The sequence below is a fragment of the Mesorhizobium sp. B3-1-7 genome, from assembly GCF_006439385.1.
Lineage (GTDB): Bacteria > Pseudomonadota > Alphaproteobacteria > Rhizobiales > Rhizobiaceae > Mesorhizobium.
Genome location: NZ_VFTL01000001.1, coordinates 291,251 through 306,856, shown reverse-complemented (window position 1 = coordinate 306,856; position 15,606 = coordinate 291,251). Strand labels below are relative to the sequence as shown.

Below are 15,606 nucleotides of genomic sequence, written 5' to 3'. Positions count from 1 at the left end.
TGGGATGATCGATACCGTTCCTAGCTCACCGCTGACAGGTCCGGCAATAGAAGGTCGAGCGGCCGCTTTGCACGATGCGCTCGATGTGGCCGCGGCAGCCTGGCTTCGGACATGGCTCGCCCTCGCGATCGTAGACCGCGAAGGAATGCTGGAAATAGCCGAGCGATCCGTCGGCCTGGACATAGTCGCGCAGCGAGGAGCCGCCGGCGGCGATCGCGTCGGCGATGACCGAGCGGATCGCCTCGGCAAGGCGCGCGCTTTGCTCTTTCGCCTTCTTGGCCGACCCGGCGATGGTGCCGGCTTCGCGCAGCGGCGAGAGGCCGGCGCGCCACAAGGCCTCCGCCACATATATATTGCCGAGTCCGGCGATCAGACGCTGATCGAGCAGTGCCGTCTTGAGCGGCGATCTGCGATCCTTCAGCAGCGAGGCGAGCAGGGGACCGTCGAGCGCGTTGCCGGTCGGCTCGATGCCGAGCCCAGCCAGCATCGGATGCGTGTCCGGCGCCCCTTCGGCAAACAGCATGAATCCGAAGCGGCGCGGGTCGTTGAAGACGACGCGGGAGCGCTCGTGCTTCGGCGAGACGACATCGAACACGACATGGTCGTGCGCGGCGCTTTTCGAGCGCTCGTGGTGGAAGGCGCCGGGGATGTCGCTGCCCGCGGCGGCTTCGACGCGGAACGATCCCGACATGCCGAGATGACAGATCAGAACCGGGCCGTTCTCGATATGCATCGTCAGGTATTTGGCGCGCCGGCCAAGCGCCGTCACGGTCTTGCCGGTAAGCCGCTCCGAAAAGCGTTCGGGAAAAGGAAAGCGAAGGTCGGGCCTGCGCGCCTCGACCTTGACGAGCCGCGCCCCTTCCAAGACCGGCTGCAGCCCGCGCCGGACGGTTTCGACTTCGGGCAGCTCAGGCATGGCCGCCTATCGTTGCGAGGAAGGATGTTCCGTGGCGACCGGCCGCCAGGCCGAGGTGGTCCGCGACGGTTTCGCCTATATCGGCGAAGGTCGGCCTGAGCCCGATGTCGCCGCCCGTCAGCCCTGGCCCCGTGCCGATCACCGGAACGCGTTCGCGCGTATGGTCGGTGCCGCGCCAGGTCGGATCGTTGCCATGGTCGGCGGTGAGGATCAGGAGGTCGCCCGGCCCGATCCGCGACAGCGCCTCCGGCAGCCGACGGTCGAACGCCTCGAGCGCGCCGGCATAGCCGGCGACGTCGCGCCGGTGACCGAACTCGGTGTCGAAATCGACGAAATTGGCAAAGACCAGGTCGCCGTCGCCAGCGTCGTCCATCGCGCCGAGCGCCTTGTCGAACATCGCCATGTTGCCGCCGGCCTTGCGCACTTCCGAAATGCCGCGATGGGCGAAGATGTCGCCGATCTTGCCGACGGCGATGACCTTGCTGCCGCGCCCGGTCAGCCGGTCGAGCAGGGTCGGCTCCGGCGGCGGCACCGCATAGTCGCGGCGGTTGTGGGTGCGCTGGAAGGTGACGGGCGTCTCGCCCACGAAAGGTCGCGCGATCACGCGCCCGATCTTGAGCGGATCCACCAGCCGACGCACCGTGAGGCAAAGCTCATAAAGCCGCTCCAGGCCGAAATACGTTTCATGCGCGGCGATCTGCAGCACGGAATCGACCGACGTGTAGCAGATCGGTTTGCCGGTGCGGATATGCTCTTCGCCGAGCCGTTCGATGATCTCGGTTCCGGGTGCATGGCAATTGCCGAGGATTCCCGGCACCTTGCCTTCGCGGATGATCGCTTCGGTCAGTTCGGCCGGGAAGGCAGGCACGGTGTCGGGGAAATAGCCCCAGTCGAAGCGCACCGGCAGGCCGGCGATTTCCCAGTGGCCGGAGGGCGTATCCTTGCCGCTCGACACTTCCTGGGCGGCCCCGTGGAAGGACGAGGCAAGCAACGGCGTATCGACGTCGAACGTGAGCCCGGTCGCCGTCTGCGCCGCTCGGCCAAGACCGAGCGACATCATGTTGGGCACGGCCAGCGGCCCGTTGCGCAAATCTTCCCGATCGGCGCGACCGTCGGCGCAGGTCTGAAAAATATGTCCGAACGTGTCGGCTCCGGCATCGCCATAGCGTTCTGCGTCGGCCGCGCCGCCGATGCCGAAAGAATCGAGAACGAACAGGAACGCGCGCGCCATGGGTATCTTTGTTGTCAGTCCTGGCTGCCAGACATAAGGTTCCCCGGCGGCCTTGGCAAATCGGAAACCAAACCGCAACGGCTTGGCGCCATAGTTGCGGCGAGACGCGGATGCGGCGGGAGCGAAGCAGGTATGGCAAGGCGCGGCAGAACCGCGGCAAGGCAGGCCGTGAAAATGTGCGCGGCCGCTCTCGCGGCGTTCGCCGCCGCCGCCGGGCCGGCACGCGCCGACTGGCGTGACGACATCGGCACGTTCCGCATCGGCGTCGTTGCCGAACCGGGCGGCGGCAACACCGTCCCCGGGCTCGCGCGCCTGACCGACGCCTATGCCAATGCGCTCGGCATGAAGGTCGAGTTCGTCGTTGCGCGCGACTATGCGGCGCTGATCGAGGCGCAGGCGAGCGGGCGCGTGCAATATGCGGTCTATTCGGCTCTTGCCTATGCCACGGCCTCGGAGCGCTGCGGCTGCGTCGAACCGCTGGTGGCGCCGGTCGATGCCGACGGCGCCGTCGGCATCCGTTCCGTCCTGGTGACGCGCGACGGCAGGCTTCCGGACCTTGCGGCGATCGCTTCGCACCGGATCGCGATTGCGCCGGTCGAGAATGTCGGCGGCGCGCTGCTGCCGATGGCGGCGCTGTCGGCCGAAGGCGTCAAGATCGCGCGGGATTCGCCCTTCCTGGCGCGCGCGGCTTCGGCCACCGCGGCCGAAACGATGCTGAGCGGCGGCGAAGCGGACGCGCTGTTCGGCTGGGAACCGGCCGATGCCGATGGCCGGTCCGCCCGTTCCGAGGGCACCGTCGCGCGGCTGGAGGCTGCCGGCATCCCCGAGACGTCGCTTCGGGTGTTGTGGACCTCGGGCCTGTTGCGCTATGGCCCGCACGCCGTCCGCAGCGATCTCGATCCGGAGGCAAAGCGGCGACTGACGGTCTTCCTGACCAATCTCAGGTCCCAGACGCCCGATGTGTACGATCTGCTGGAGGGCGCGCATTCCGGGGGCTTCAGGCCGGCCGCGCGGAAGGACTATGCGATGGCCGTGGCGATCGTGCGGCAGGAAACGGCAGGGCAGGAATAGCGTGTCAGCAGTCGCTGCAGGGAATCGTCGGACTCCGGCGCGGCCTTAGATAATAGGTTTCGCTCATCGATATGTTGTTGAAGGCGGAGGTCAGCCCGGGCGTCTGCGAATTGCTGGCGGACCAGGTGATGATCGGCTTGTAGCCGAGGTCGCTCTCCACGCGGACCAGGAAGGTGTTGCGGATTATCAGCGTCGCCGGCACCGTGGTGGTCGCGTTGACGGCCGCATCGGCGCTGTAGGTGGTGCCCACCACCTTGCGCGACCATGCAACCTGCACCCTCGGTGATGCTTCGTCCGTGATCTGTATGCCTGTGATGATGATCGTCGGCAATGAACGGTTGTAAGGCTGCAGCGTCGATGTGCCGATCTTCATCATTGCATCGAGATTCGCCTTCACGACGGTCTGCTGCTGGGTGACGAGGTCCGCGACCATGCTGCCGATGCGGCTGACCTTCTTGCTGGTCTCGATGGCCTGCGAAGCCTCCATCGTGATGAAATACATGATGAGGAGCACCGGCACGATGAACGCGAACTCGATCGCCGCGACGCCGCGGCGATCGCGGCAAAACCGCTCCATCCTCGCCAAAATCCCCCGGAGTGCCCCCGCACTATGCATATCGTCCTCCACGCCGCGGCTTAGCCGTCGAGCAGTCTCAATTGTCGTCGAACGGTTCGTTCTGCCAGGTCACGGACGCGAAATGCAGCGTTTTGCTGTCCTTCAGATTTGCCATCGACTTGGCCAGGAAATCGGTCATCACCGGCCATTTGTAGAACACCCGCAGCATGTTGATGGATTCCGCCAGTCCGGGCGAGACTGTAGGAGACATCGTGTTCGCGCCCTGCGTCAGCACGATATCGCCGCTCACGATCTTGAAACCCGCCGTCGCGGCGTCCGCGAAGCTCGAATATTCGCGCAGATCGACCAGCAGTGGAGCATTTGGCCCGGTATCGGTGCAGTTGTTGGAAACCATGATCTGCAGGCGATTGCAGATCAGTTGCTTGATCGAGGCTTCGGTGATGTTGTTCTGCTGAAGCTGCCCGGTGCGCAACTGGCGGGCGACATCGTCGGTGACGTTGGCCATCACCTCCTGGCCGGCGAACGAGATGCAGCTCTCGAGGATGGCGAAGACGAGAAGCGCGAACGGGATGGCAAGCATCGCGAATTCCATCGCCGTGCTGCCGCGCCTGTCGCTGAAGAAGCCGGGGTGGGCTTTGGCGCGCGCCTTGCTGTCCATGCCGTTGCCGGATGAGGCATCCTTGCTCATATCAAAGTTCCTGCCGATCGCCTTTGCGGTACCGGCGGCAAGGTTAGCGAAAACCCATTGAGTTCCGGTTTGGATGATCGTTAAATTCGTCGGGCAAGCTTTAAGCTGTCTTTAATGCCCGTGGGTTCGCGCTCCCAGGGCTCAGTGACCGGCGCTCATTTCGGCTTCGGAAGCCTTCTCGGCCTCGCTCTTGAACGCGCTCTCGCAATAGGGCGTGCAGGACATGGTCTGGACTTCGGCGCGTCTGTAGATGCGCACCGAGGAGGCGGCTTGTCGCACGACGGTCACCTGTTCATCGATGATCGGGCTGCCGTCCGAATCGAGCACGACCATATTGGTGACACCGAAGCCCTTGCCGGTGAGGACGATGGTCGAGGCGTCCTGCACGGCGGCGTCGGCGATCGCCGGATTGCCGATGACGACGGTGTCGGCCGCGCGTGACAATTTGACGATCTTGGCCTGGTTCATGGTGACTTCTATACCCGCCCCGGCCCTGGCCGGCATGACCAAGGCGGCAGTTGCCAGCAGCGCGGCGACTGGAAACAGCGATCTCGACAACGTCATTGAAGCGCTCCCGGCGGGCAGATTCTTCAACGGAACATGAACGAGATTGGTGAACCAACGGTTAAGCCGGGCCCGGCTGTGATTAAGGATCGGCTCGCGTGGCGCGTCATGCGTCGGTGGTGCTTACTGTTTTAGGAATATTGCACAAGCGCCGGTTTCCGGGAGGCCGAGCTGGCTGGCGATGTTTAGGCCACGGTTAACCACACAGCGCGTTCGCCACCGGAAAGGAATCGGTAAGGCTGTTTATTAAGCCGATCGAAACGGCTTCTCCATAGATTTGCAGCATCCGATCAACCGCAAGAGAAAAGTTGACGGAAGTGCTGTAACACGTGGAGTAGGAGCTCTCGAATGTCTAACCTCATTGCACGTTTCGTGAAGGACGAATCCGGCGCGACCGCCATCGAATACGGTCTGATCGCCGCTCTCATCGCGCTCGCCATCATGGTTGGCGCTACCCAGCTCGGCGGCGCGCTGAACGCCAAGTTCGCCAACATCGCCGCCACCCTCAACGGTGCTGGCGCGGCTGCCCCGGCTACGCCGTAATAGGCTAGGCAGCGTCGCCTTTCGACAAATGAAGGGCCGCCCTCCGGCGGCCCTTCTGCGTTAGAGCGATCCCGGGAAAAATGCGAGAAGCTTTCCGGCCCGCCGTCACCGGCGATTTGAACGTCCAACCCACATCAATCATTAATCGAACCCGCCTAGACTGGCGGCAAGATTTTCACCGCAGGCCTCGCGTCCATGATCGAAGCTGCCATCTTCGTCGTCTTCCCCTTCTGCATGTTGTATGCAGCCATATCGGACACGCTTTCGATGACGATCGCCAACCGTGTACCCGTTATTTTGCTGGCGACTTTCGCGCTGGTCGCTCCTCTCACCGGCATGGATTGGACAAGCTACGCTTGGCATTTCGCGGCGGGCGCCCTGGTGCTCGCGGTGACATTTGGCCTCTTTGCGCTCGGCGGCATGGGCGGCGGCGATGCCAAGCTTCTGGCCGCGACGGCCGTCTGGATGGGCCTCGACATCAATCTTGTCGGATATCTGGTGACGTCGGCTTTCATCGGCGGCCTGCTGACCGTTGCCATCTTGGTTTACAGGAAATCGCCGCTGGCGGCGTATACCGGCCACAGCCGCTTCTTGCGCTATTTCGCCGATGAGAGCGTCGGCGTCCCATATGGCATCGCGCTCGGACTCGGCGGACTGATCACCTTTCCGGATTCATCGCTGATGGTCTGGGCGCTGGACAGGCTCACGACTTGAGTCCCGCGCCCCTTGGCATCGCTCCTTGAAGGCGGCACTGCCGCCTTTATTCGTTAAGGACAGGCCGTTCAGTCGAATTTGAGTAAACCTTAAATTAATCACGATCGTAAGCATTACATTAACCTTGTTTTGACGATTGCGGCTGCAAAGTCCGGCCTGGCGAGGTGGTTTGCCTTGAGGCGAAGGGTTTCGGACGAATGCCAGCATCCCGATTGATTATTCTGGGCGTGGCTGCGGTCGCGGCGGGTGGCGCGGGCTATGTGGCGAAGAACATGGTCGTGGCGCCGCCGCCCCAGGTCGTTGTCGATGCGCCCAAGCAGCCGGCGATCGCATTGCAGGATGTGCTGGTGCTTTCCGGTGACGTGTCGATGGGCAGCCAGCTCGGCACCAACATCAGCTGGGAAGAATGGCCGGCCGATGGCGTCAACGCCAACTTCATCACGCGCGCCGCCGAGCCTGACGCGGTCGAAAAGCTCAAGGGCTCGGTCGCCCGCGTAGCCATGTATACCGGCGAGCCGTTGCGGCGCTCCAAGCTGGTCGGCGAGGGACAGAGCTTCATGTCGTCGATCCTGCCTTCCGGCACGCGCGCTGTCGCGACCGCGATATCGGCCGACACGTCCGCCGGCGGCTTCATCCTGCCCAACGACTTCGTCGACGTCATCATGACCCGCCGCGCCGACACCGGCAACGGCGGCAGCGGCTTCAACACCGAGACGATCCTCAAGAACATCCGCGTGCTGGCCATCGACCAGACCATCCAAGAAGACGAGGAAGGCAAGAAGACCAGGGTCGGCCAGACCGCGACGCTGGAGCTGACGCCGCAGCAGGCCGAGATCATCACCGTGGCGCAGCAGATGGCGGACCGCCTGACGCTGGCGCTGCGCCCGATCACCGACATCCATGAAAAGAATACGGACGAAGCCGACTATCTGGTCAGTGGCAACGGCCGACGCGGAACCGTGCGGCTGATCAAGTCCGGCGAGGTTTCCGAGGTGGGAGCAAGGAAATGAGGCCAAACGGTAAACTGCTGCCCTTCCTGGCCGCCGCGGCGATCGGTTTTCTCCTGCTCGGCACCGGCGCCCCGGGACTGGTCGAAGCCAAAGCCGCGGGCGCCGGCGTCTCGGCTTCCGTCGCCACGCAGCGCGTCAAGCTCGGCCTCAACAAATCCGTGGTCATCGACCTGCCGAGCGACGCCTATGATATCCTCGTCGCCAATCCGGCGGTTGCCGATGCCGTGACCCGCACGGCGCGGCGCATCTACCTGTTCGGCAAGGCGGTCGGTGAAACCAACATCTTTGTTTTCGGCCCCAATGGCGAGCAGATCGTCAGCCTGGATCTGGCCGTCGAGCGCGACGTCGCGGGGCTGGAAGACTATCTCAAGCGCTTCCTCCCGTCCTCGCAGATCAAGGTCGAGCTTCTCAACGACAACGTCGTCCTGACTGGCATGGTCGACACGCCGCTCGATGCCAAGCGCGCCGTCGACCTCGCAACCATTTTCGTGTCCGGCGGTGAAGCGACGACGGGTCAATATTCGCAGACTGCCGCCGGCGGCTCCGTCAATGGCGGCGTCGACATCAACAATCCCGACCAGGAGCGCCGGACCTCCAAGATCGTCAACCTCCTGCAGATCATCGGCGACGATCAGGTAACGCTCAAGGTGACCGTCGCCGAGGTCAGCCGCTCGGTGATGAAGCAGCTCGGCGTCAATATGGTGGGCAACGGAGGCAGCAACGGCATCAGCTACGGCGCGATCAGCGACAATTTCATGGGCTTGGGCAAGCAACTGTCGAATTCGGGCCTAAGCATCGGCAACTCGTCACTGATGGCCTACATCAACGCCATGGAACAGTCGGGGGTCATGAAGACACTGGCTGAACCGACCTTGACGGCTGTGTCCGGCGAAAAGGCCACCTTCAAGGTGGGCGGCGAATACAATATGGTGTCGGGTGTTTCCGCCAACGTGTCCTCCGACAATCAGACTGGTTTGAGGAACTATTCGATCGATAAGATCGAGTACGGTATCGGGCTGGAATTCCAGCCGGTGGTGCTGTCTCCCGGCCGCATCAGCCTGAAGGTCAGAACCGCGGTTTCCGAGCCGACGACCGAAGGATCCGTGTCGCTCTCGTCTGGCGTGACGAGTCCCGGCACGAACGTCCTGTCGCTGCGAAAGCGCCTGGCGGATACGACAGTCGAGCTGCCCTCGGGCGGGTCCATGATGATCGCCGGCTTGGTTCGCGACGACGTCAGGCAGGCCGTCAACGGCTTGCCTGGCCTGGCAAAGATCCCCGTCCTCGGCACGCTGTTTCGCAGCCGCGATTTCGTGCGCAACGAAAGCGAGCTCGTCATCATCATCACGCCCTATCTGACGCGGCCGGTGGCGCGCAACGACCTGGCCAAGCCGGACGACAACTTCAACGCGGCAAGCGATGGCGCCGCCATGTTCCTCGGCCGCGTCAACCGCGTCTACGGCACCATGCAGACCGACCGGCCAGCCGGCCGCTATCACGGTGTCGTGGGCTTCATCTACAAATGAGTGGGAATGCGGATATGTCCAAGTCAGCATCGAAGGTCATGACGGTCCGGACAGCATCCGGTATCGCAAGGATCCGTCGGCAGGTGGTCCCGGCACTGGCGGTCATGCTTGCAGCGTCGCTCACAGGCTGCGCCAACTGGCACCGCGACAGCGTTACGGTCGGGTCGATACCGGACGATTACCGCACGACCCATCCGATCGTCATCGCCGAGAAGAACCAGAAGATCGACCTGCCGGTCGGCGCCGGCGATCGCGGCATGACCGGCGCGCAGCGCGACACGCTGCTCGGTTTTCTCGACGGCTACGACAAGGGAGCCGCCCCGTCGCTGACCATCGCAATCCCGCGAGGCTCGGCCAACGAGGTGGCGGCATTGGTGGCGGGACGCGACTTCGCACGGGTCGCCATGGCGGCGGGCGTCAAGCGCAATCGTATCGTCATGACGTCCTATCAGTCGGCTGTGCCCGAGGCGTCGGCGCCAGTGCGCGTCGCCTTTGTCGCGGTGCGGGCCCAGACCGACAAATGCGGCCGTTGGCCCGACGACCTGACCGAGACGTCGGAGAACAAGCACTATGCCGACTTCGGCTGCTCGTACCAGAACAACATCGCCGCCCAGGTGGCTAATCCCAACGATCTGCTCGGGCCGCGCAAGCAGTCCGATATCGATGCCGAGAACCGGGGCGCAGTAATCGACCTTTATCGCTCGAGAGGCATTTCGAACGAATTCCTCAGCAATTCGGAAGTAACCTACTGAGCCGCGCCGGACGACGAAGAGAGCAGTCACGGAAAGAGCATGACGATGAGCAATCTTGCCTACGACACGCCCGCGGAAACCGGCGACCTTTCGCAGCAGGACATCGCCGCCATGCAGGCGCTGCGTCCCGTGCCGCGCATTTCGATCCAGGCCTTCTGCGAGACCGAGGGGGTCGCCAATCCCGTCGAGCGCGCCGGCGAGGATCGCCGGATGGCCAAGGCCCATCTCAAGGTCCATATGGGCGGCATCCCGACCGCGATCGAGTTCTACCAGTCCGCGCCGACACCGAACCTCATCCTGCTGGAATCGCGCAGCGAACCGCAGCAGTTGCTCGAACAACTCGGCCAGCTCGCGGAATATTGCGATCCGTCCTCCAAGGTCGTGGTCATCGGCCACTACAATGATGTCGGGCTCTATCGCGAGCTTATCCGGTCCGGCATTTCCGAATATGTCATCGCGCCGGTCTCGATGACCGACATCGTCAGCGTCGTGTCGTCGATCTTCGTCGATCCGGAATCGGAGCCGATCGGCCGGTCGATCGCGTTCATCGGCGCCAAGGGCGGCGTCGGCTCGTCGACCATCGCTCACAATGTCGCCTGGGCTATGTCTTCGCTGTTCAAGTCCGAAGTCGTCATCGCCGATCTCGATCTCGCCTTCGGCACCGCCAACATCAATTTCGACCAGGATCCGGCGCAAGGCATCGCCGAGGCGGTGTTTTCGCCCGAGCGGGTCGACGAGGTCTATCTCGACCGTCTGCTTGCGCAATGCGCCGAGCATCTGTCGCTGCTCGCGGCCCCCTCCACGCTCGAGCGCGTCTATGATTTCGACTCCGAGGCCTTCTCGCAGATCATAGAGACAGCGCAGCGCAGCGCGCCCCTGCTGGTCCTCGATGTCCCTCACGTCTGGAGCGGGTGGACGAAGAGCACGCTGATCAAGGCGGACGAGATCGTCATCACGGCCACGCCCGAGCTCGCAAATCTTCGCAACACCAAGAACATGGTTGACATGCTGAAGCGGTTGCGTCCGAACGATCCGCCGCCGAAGCTGATCATCAACCAGGCGGGGGTACCGAAACGGCCCGAGATCGCGGCGTCCGATTTCGCCGAACCGCTCGGCATCACGCCGATGGCCGTGATCAACTTCGAACCGCTGCTATTCGGCAATGCCGCCAACAACGGCCGTATGCTGAGCGAGATGGACGCAAAGAGCCCGGTCGTCACCACCATCAATGAAATAGCGCATGTGCTGACCGGACGCAGCGAAATCAAGGCAAAGAAGAAGGCAGGCCTGGGCTCGATCCTCGGCAAGCTCTCGCGCAACAAGAAGTGACGCTGATTGAGCGGCATCGGGTAGTCGATCATGTTTGGTAAAAGAGGCAAAGACGACGGCAGCCGGGCAACGCCCGAATTCCGTCCGCCGGCAGCTGCTCCCGCCGCGCCCGCTTCGACGGGGACGATGACGGCCGAGCGGCCGGCTGCGCCGACCTCCAGCCCGCCCGTCGCCCCGCCGGCGCGCCGTCCTGTCGAGCCGCCGCCTATGGCGCCGGAGCCGCCAAGAAAGGTCCAGCGCGAGCGCTCGGAAACCTATTACGACACCAAGAGCCAGGTTTTCTCCGCGCTCATCGACACGATCGACCTGTCGCAGCTCGCCAAGCTCGATCCCGAGAGCGCACGCGAGGAAATCCGCGACATCGTCAACGACATCATCGCGATCAAGAACTTCGCAATGTCGATTTCCGAGCAGGAAGAGCTGCTCGAGGACATCTGCAACGACGTTCTGGGCTATGGACCGCTGGAGCCGCTGCTTGCCCGCGACGACATCGCCGACATCATGGTCAACGGCTCCAAGAACGTCTACATCGAAGTCAACGGCAGGGTCGAGCAGACCGGCGTCCGCTTCCGCGACAACCAGCAGCTGCTCAACATCTGCCAGCGCATCGTCAGCCAGGTCGGCCGCCGCGTCGATGAATCGAGCCCGATCTGCGACGCGCGCCTTCCCGACGGCTCGCGTGTCAACGTCATCGCGCCGCCGCTCTCGATCGACGGCACTGCGCTCACCATCCGCAAATTCAAGAAGGACAAGCTGACGCTGGACCAGTTGGTCAAGTTCGGCGCCATCTCGCCGCAAGGCGCGGAGGTTCTCAAGATTATCGGGCGTGTCCGCTGCAACATCGTCATCTCGGGCGGCACAGGCTCCGGCAAGACGACGCTGCTCAACTGCCTGACCAACTATATCGACCGCGAGGAGCGCGTCATCACCTGCGAGGATTCGGCGGAACTGCAGCTGCAGCAGCCGCATGTGGTCCGTCTCGAAACCCGGCCGCCCAATCTCGAGGGCGAGGGCGAGGTGACCATGCGCGATCTGGTCAAGAACTGCCTGCGCATGCGGCCGGAGCGGATCATCGTCGGCGAGGTGCGCGGACCGGAAGTGTTCGACCTGCTGCAGGCGATGAACACCGGTCACGACGGCTCGATGGGAACGATCCACTCGAACAGCCCGCGCGAATGCCTCAACCGTATGGAATCGATGATCGCCATGGGCGGTTATTCACTGCCGCAGCGCACGGTGCGCGAGATCATCGTCGGCTCGATCGACGTGATCATCCAGGCGGCCCGCCTGCGCGACGGCTCGCGCCGCATCACCCACATCACCGAGGTGGTCGGCATGGAAGGCGACGTCATCATCACCCAGGATCTTGTGCTCTACAACATCAAGGGTGAAGACGCCGGCGGCCGGCTGGTCGGCGAGCACGTGTCGACAGGCATCGGCCGTCCGCATTTCTGGGACCGCGCCCGCTATTATGGCGAGGAACAGCGCCTCGCCAACGCGCTCGAGGCGATGGAGAAACGCGCTGACTGATGCAGCTGGAGGTCTGAAGCAATTCCAGGAAAAGTGTGAAGCGGTTTTCCGCCCGGAATTGCGTCTAAACGAAGACATAGGTCGGTTCGCCGTTTCATTGGAACGGCGAAATGCCCTGGGGATCCAGGTCGATGTTCGGAATTGACACCACCGTACTGGCTTTCATCGTGCTTGCCGGCTTCAGCGCCGGTGCGGTGGCCTATGCTTTTCTGTTCACGCGCATCGACAACGAGAAGCAGGCCGGCAAGCGGCTTCAGACCGTCAAGACAGCCGAAACCGACCGGTCGGTGGTGAAAGCGACGCGCGACCGCGCAGCGGAAGCGGTCAAGCGGCGAAAAAACGTCCAGGACTCGCTGAAGCAGCTCGACGAGAAACAGAAGACCAACGATCGCAACGTCAAGAAACCGCCGCTGAAGACTCAGATCCGCCAAGCCGGCATGCAGGTTCCGATCGAGCGTTTCTATATCTATTCCGCTGTCTGCGGGATCATCCTGACGACCGTTCTCTTTTTCCTCGGCGCGCCTCTATGGGCTCTGCCCGGTGCCCTGCTGGTGGGCGGCCTCGGCCTGCCGCGCTGGTTCGTGTCGTTTCGCCGCACACGTCGCGTCAAGGCCTTCCTGGAAGAATTTCCGAACGCGCTCGACATCATCGTGCGCGCGGTCAAGTCCGGCCTGCCGCTCAACGATGCGATCCGCCTGATCGCCAACGAATCGCCCGAACCGGTCCGGTCCGAATTCCGCCGCATCGTCGATTCCCAGCAGATGGGCATGTCGGTGCCCGACGCCGCCATGCGCATGACGGAGACGATGCCGTGCAGCGAGGCCGGCTTCTTCGGCATCGTCATCCAGATTCAGTCACAGGCCGGCGGCAATCTGTCCGAGGCGCTGGGCAACCTTTCGCGCGTCCTGCGCGACCGCAAGAAGATGAAGGCCAAGGTCCAGGCGCTGTCGATGGAAGCCAAGGCATCGGCCGTCATCATCGGCGCCTTGCCCTTCGTCGTCGCCTTCCTCGTCTATCTGTCGAGCCCGAACTACATCATGCCGCTGTTCACCACCAACGTCGGCAACCTGATCCTCGGCTGCTCGGGTGTGTGGATGTCGATCGGCATCCTGGTGATGCGCAAGATGATGAACTTCGAAGTCTAGGGGCGCGGATCCAGTGACAGAGCAGGTCGTCAAAACACTCACAGACCCTTCCTTCCTGATCGCGATGCTGGTCGGCATTGCCGTGTTCGCGACCGTCTTCACGCTCATGCCGGCGTTCGGCGGCACGTCGCTCAAGTCGCGCATGAAGAGCGTGGCGCTCGAACGCGACAAATTGCGCGCCGAGCAGCGTACGCGACTGGCCAACGAGGCCGACCGCCGCCGCAAGGGCCTGCGCGAGGAACAGTCCATCGGGATGCGCAACATCGTCGACCGCCTGGATCTGAGGCGCGCGCTTGCCGATGAAAGCACGATCCAGAAGCTCAAGGTCGCGGGCTTCCGCGGCCAGAACCCGCTGACGCGTTTTCTCTTCTTTCGCCTGGTCCTGCCATTCGTCGGTTTTGCCTTGGCGGCCATCTATCTGTTCGTGCTCGGCGGCCTGCCGCAGCAACCGGCTTTCATCAAGCTGTTCGTCTGTGTCGTTGTCGCCTATGGCGGCTTCTACACGCCGATCCTCTACGTCAACAACCGCGCGACCAAGCGCAAGCAGTCGATCCAGCTGGCCTGGCCGGACGCGCTCGACCTGATGCTGATCTGCGTGGAATCCGGCATGTCGGTGGAAGCGGCCTTGCGCAGGGTTGCCGACGAAATCGGCACGCAGTCGGTGGCGCTCGCCGAGGAATTCGTGCTCACCAATGCAGAGCTGTCCTATCTGCAGGATCGCAAGATCGCCTATGAGAACCTGGCAAGCCGCACCGGCCTGGAATCGGTGAAGTCGGTGTCGCAGGCCCTGGTCCAGGCCGAACGCTACGGCACGCCGGTGGCGCACGCGCTGCGCGTGCTCGCCTCGGAAAGCCGCGACATGCGCATGAACGCCGCCGAGAAGAAGGCCGCCGCACTTCCGCCAAAGCTCACCGTGCCGATGATCCTGTTCTTCCTGCCGGTTCTGTTCGCCATCATCCTGGGTCCGGCCGGCATCCAGGTCAGCCAGCGCGGCATCTTCGGCGACCAGCACAGCTCCTCCAGCCAGTAGGCGGGCCGTTCGCATCAATGAAAAAAGCCGCGCGGACCCCCGCGCGGCTTTTTTCATTGTCGAAGCAGTCGGCGCTTGGCAGCGTCCGTCAGTTCGTGGCGACTTTCGCCTTGTCCTTGTCCTGATCCTTCAGCTGGCTCCAGGCATTCTGCTGGGCGAGCATCTGGCGCAGATAGGCGACGTTGGCCTGCGCCTGTTCGGGCGACAGTTCCTGCGAGGCGATCTTCTCGGCCTCGTCGAAGCGGCCCTGCAGTCCGACGACCAGCGCGAGGTTCTGCCGCACCCTGCTGTCGGCACCAGGCTGCTGCGCGGCCGAGCGCATATAGGTTTCCGCCGTGCGCAGGTCGCCTTCGAGCACATAGGACATGCCGAGATTGGACAGCACCGAGGGCTCGTTCGGCTTCAGTTCCAGCGCCTTGCGATAGTCCTGCCGCGCTTCGTCTTTCTGTCCCATCTGGTCGAGAATGGCGGCTTCCGCCGAGACCAGCTTCCAGTCCGGATATTCGGGCGTCTGCGCGCGCCGCACGGCATCGAGGGCCGGCTCGAACTGGCCGTTGGCGGCAAGCGCTTTGCCATAGGCCGCAAGAACTTCGCGATCCTTGGGATAGGCGATCGCCAGCTTGCGCATCACCGCCAGCGACTGGTCGGCGTCGCCGTCCATCTGCAGCGCCGCCGCGAAGTTCATCGCGATGCGCTTGTCGTTCGGACTGCGGGCGTAGGATTGGCCGAGCCTGGACGTGGCGGTACGCAATTCGCTGGACGACATCGTTTCCAGCGGCCTGCTGTCGGAGCGGGAGATGGAACCCGTGGTGAATTTGCCGGTGCTGCCGCAACCGGCCACGCTGGCCGCAAGCGCCGCCATGAAAGCCGTGGTGATCAGACGCTTGGCTGTAAGGTTCAACGCTTTGGTAGGCATCGGCGCCCGGTCTCCATTCCTGTGCGGCCATTGGCTGGCCGTCTTCCCTCCCGCAGAAATATTCTGT

Annotated in this window: 16 protein-coding genes; 10 read left to right on the top strand and 6 right to left on the bottom strand. The window is 63.4% G+C overall.

What is annotated here, in order from left to right; genetic code table 11:
- Positions 1–25: 25 nt before the first annotated feature.
- Both mutM and FJ417_RS01390 read right to left on the bottom strand, forming a co-directional pair.
- Positions 26–916 carry a bifunctional DNA-formamidopyrimidine glycosylase/DNA-(apurinic or apyrimidinic site) lyase gene (gene mutM, locus FJ417_RS01395; RefSeq protein WP_140782203.1) on the bottom strand — a complete coding sequence of 297 codons (891 nt, stop codon included), beginning with the start codon at positions 914–916 and terminating at the stop codon, positions 26–28.
- Positions 909–2,147: a phosphopentomutase gene (locus FJ417_RS01390; RefSeq protein ID WP_140782202.1), complete on the bottom strand. Its 1,239-nt coding sequence runs from the start codon at positions 2,145–2,147 to the stop codon at positions 909–911. Before FJ417_RS01390 ends, mutM begins: the two co-directional genes overlap by 8 nt.
- Positions 2,148–2,321: 174 nt before the next feature.
- Here FJ417_RS01390 and FJ417_RS01385 point away from each other — a divergent pair, with 174 nt between their 5' ends.
- Entirely contained in the window at positions 2,322–3,218 is an 897-nt protein-coding gene (locus tag FJ417_RS01385) for a PhnD/SsuA/transferrin family substrate-binding protein (protein WP_246687374.1), read from the top strand.
- 4 nt (positions 3,219–3,222) lie between these two features.
- Here the strand turns inward: FJ417_RS01385 and FJ417_RS01380 are convergent, their stop codons facing one another.
- From FJ417_RS01380 to FJ417_RS01370, 3 genes are all read right to left on the bottom strand, one after another.
- The gene (locus FJ417_RS01380) at positions 3,223–3,795 is read right to left on the bottom strand and encodes a TadE/TadG family type IV pilus assembly protein (protein ID WP_246687373.1); all 573 of its coding nucleotides are present in this window, start codon (positions 3,793–3,795) and stop codon (positions 3,223–3,225) included.
- A gap of 76 nt (positions 3,796–3,871) precedes the next feature.
- Complete coding sequence (locus FJ417_RS01375; protein ID WP_246687376.1) at positions 3,872–4,453, bottom strand: TadE/TadG family type IV pilus assembly protein; 582 nt, start codon at positions 4,451–4,453, stop codon at positions 3,872–3,874.
- Between the two features lie 171 nt (positions 4,454–4,624).
- Entirely contained in the window at positions 4,625–5,047 is a 423-nt protein-coding gene (locus FJ417_RS01370; RefSeq protein ID WP_140656278.1) for a pilus assembly protein N-terminal domain-containing protein, read from the bottom strand.
- Positions 5,048–5,395: 348 nt separating this feature from the next.
- On the opposite strand from FJ417_RS01370, the gene FJ417_RS01365 reads away from it, so the two are divergent.
- The 9 genes from FJ417_RS01365 to FJ417_RS01325 all read left to right on the top strand — a co-directional run bounded on the left by FJ417_RS01365 (position 5,396) and on the right by FJ417_RS01325 (position 14,623).
- Positions 5,396–5,590 carry a Flp family type IVb pilin gene (locus FJ417_RS01365; protein WP_140645309.1) on the top strand — a complete coding sequence of 65 codons (195 nt, stop codon included), beginning with the start codon at positions 5,396–5,398 and terminating at the stop codon, positions 5,588–5,590.
- 195 nt (positions 5,591–5,785) lie between these two features.
- Entirely contained in the window at positions 5,786–6,304 is a 519-nt protein-coding gene (locus FJ417_RS01360; RefSeq protein WP_140656281.1) for a prepilin peptidase, read from the top strand.
- Between the two features lie 197 nt (positions 6,305–6,501).
- On the top strand, positions 6,502–7,314 hold the full coding sequence (cpaB, locus tag FJ417_RS01355; protein WP_140645307.1) for a Flp pilus assembly protein CpaB: 813 nt from the start codon (positions 6,502–6,504) through the stop codon (positions 7,312–7,314).
- Positions 7,311–8,837: a type II and III secretion system protein family protein gene (locus tag FJ417_RS01350; protein WP_140645306.1), complete on the top strand. Its 1,527-nt coding sequence runs from the start codon at positions 7,311–7,313 to the stop codon at positions 8,835–8,837. The genes cpaB and FJ417_RS01350 overlap by 4 nt, the downstream gene beginning before the upstream one ends.
- Positions 8,838–8,851: 14 nt before the next feature.
- The gene (locus FJ417_RS01345; RefSeq protein WP_140645305.1) at positions 8,852–9,589 is read left to right on the top strand and encodes a CpaD family pilus assembly protein; all 738 of its coding nucleotides are present in this window, start codon (positions 8,852–8,854) and stop codon (positions 9,587–9,589) included.
- Positions 9,590–9,634: 45 nt separating this feature from the next.
- Complete coding sequence (locus FJ417_RS01340) at positions 9,635–10,918, top strand: CpaE family protein (RefSeq protein WP_181175225.1); 1,284 nt, start codon at positions 9,635–9,637, stop codon at positions 10,916–10,918.
- Positions 10,919–10,948: 30 nt separating this feature from the next.
- On the top strand, positions 10,949–12,448 hold the full coding sequence (locus FJ417_RS01335) for a CpaF family protein (protein WP_140656283.1): 1,500 nt from the start codon (positions 10,949–10,951) through the stop codon (positions 12,446–12,448).
- A gap of 131 nt (positions 12,449–12,579) precedes the next feature.
- Entirely contained in the window at positions 12,580–13,593 is a 1,014-nt protein-coding gene (locus FJ417_RS01330) for a type II secretion system F family protein (RefSeq protein ID WP_140782198.1), read from the top strand.
- 13 nt (positions 13,594–13,606) lie between these two features.
- Complete coding sequence (locus FJ417_RS01325) at positions 13,607–14,623, top strand: type II secretion system F family protein (protein WP_140645301.1); 1,017 nt, start codon at positions 13,607–13,609, stop codon at positions 14,621–14,623.
- 88 nt (positions 14,624–14,711) lie between these two features.
- Here FJ417_RS01325 and FJ417_RS01320 read toward each other — a convergent pair whose 3' ends face one another.
- Positions 14,712–15,539 carry a tetratricopeptide repeat protein gene (locus FJ417_RS01320; RefSeq protein ID WP_140645300.1) on the bottom strand — a complete coding sequence of 276 codons (828 nt, stop codon included), beginning with the start codon at positions 15,537–15,539 and terminating at the stop codon, positions 14,712–14,714.
- Positions 15,540–15,606: the final 67 nt, after the last annotated feature.

Bases quoted from the DNA above. Each gene is read 5' to 3' on its own strand.
- mutM (WP_140782203.1), bottom strand. From the start codon at position 916: ATGCCTGAGCTGCCCGAAGTCGAAACCGTCCGGCGCGGGCTGCAGCCG.
- FJ417_RS01390 (WP_140782202.1), bottom strand. From the start codon at position 2,147: ATGGCGCGCGCGTTCCTGTTCGTTCTCGATTCTTTCGGCATCGGCGGC.
- FJ417_RS01385 (WP_246687374.1), top strand. From the start codon at position 2,322: ATGTGCGCGGCCGCTCTCGCGGCGTTCGCCGCCGCCGCCGGGCCGGCA.
- FJ417_RS01380 (WP_246687373.1), bottom strand. From the start codon at position 3,795: ATGGAGCGGTTTTGCCGCGATCGCCGCGGCGTCGCGGCGATCGAGTTC.
- FJ417_RS01375 (WP_246687376.1), bottom strand. From the start codon at position 4,453: ATGGACAGCAAGGCGCGCGCCAAAGCCCACCCCGGCTTCTTCAGCGAC.
- FJ417_RS01370 (WP_140656278.1), bottom strand. From the start codon at position 5,047: ATGACGTTGTCGAGATCGCTGTTTCCAGTCGCCGCGCTGCTGGCAACT.
- FJ417_RS01365 (WP_140645309.1), top strand. From the start codon at position 5,396: ATGTCTAACCTCATTGCACGTTTCGTGAAGGACGAATCCGGCGCGACC.
- FJ417_RS01360 (WP_140656281.1), top strand. From the start codon at position 5,786: ATGATCGAAGCTGCCATCTTCGTCGTCTTCCCCTTCTGCATGTTGTAT.
- cpaB (WP_140645307.1), top strand. From the start codon at position 6,502: ATGCCAGCATCCCGATTGATTATTCTGGGCGTGGCTGCGGTCGCGGCG.
- FJ417_RS01350 (WP_140645306.1), top strand. From the start codon at position 7,311: ATGAGGCCAAACGGTAAACTGCTGCCCTTCCTGGCCGCCGCGGCGATC.
- FJ417_RS01345 (WP_140645305.1), top strand. From the start codon at position 8,852: ATGTCCAAGTCAGCATCGAAGGTCATGACGGTCCGGACAGCATCCGGT.
- FJ417_RS01340 (WP_181175225.1), top strand. From the start codon at position 9,635: ATGAGCAATCTTGCCTACGACACGCCCGCGGAAACCGGCGACCTTTCG.
- FJ417_RS01335 (WP_140656283.1), top strand. From the start codon at position 10,949: ATGTTTGGTAAAAGAGGCAAAGACGACGGCAGCCGGGCAACGCCCGAA.
- FJ417_RS01330 (WP_140782198.1), top strand. From the start codon at position 12,580: ATGTTCGGAATTGACACCACCGTACTGGCTTTCATCGTGCTTGCCGGC.
- FJ417_RS01320 (WP_140645300.1), bottom strand. From the start codon at position 15,539: ATGCCTACCAAAGCGTTGAACCTTACAGCCAAGCGTCTGATCACCACG.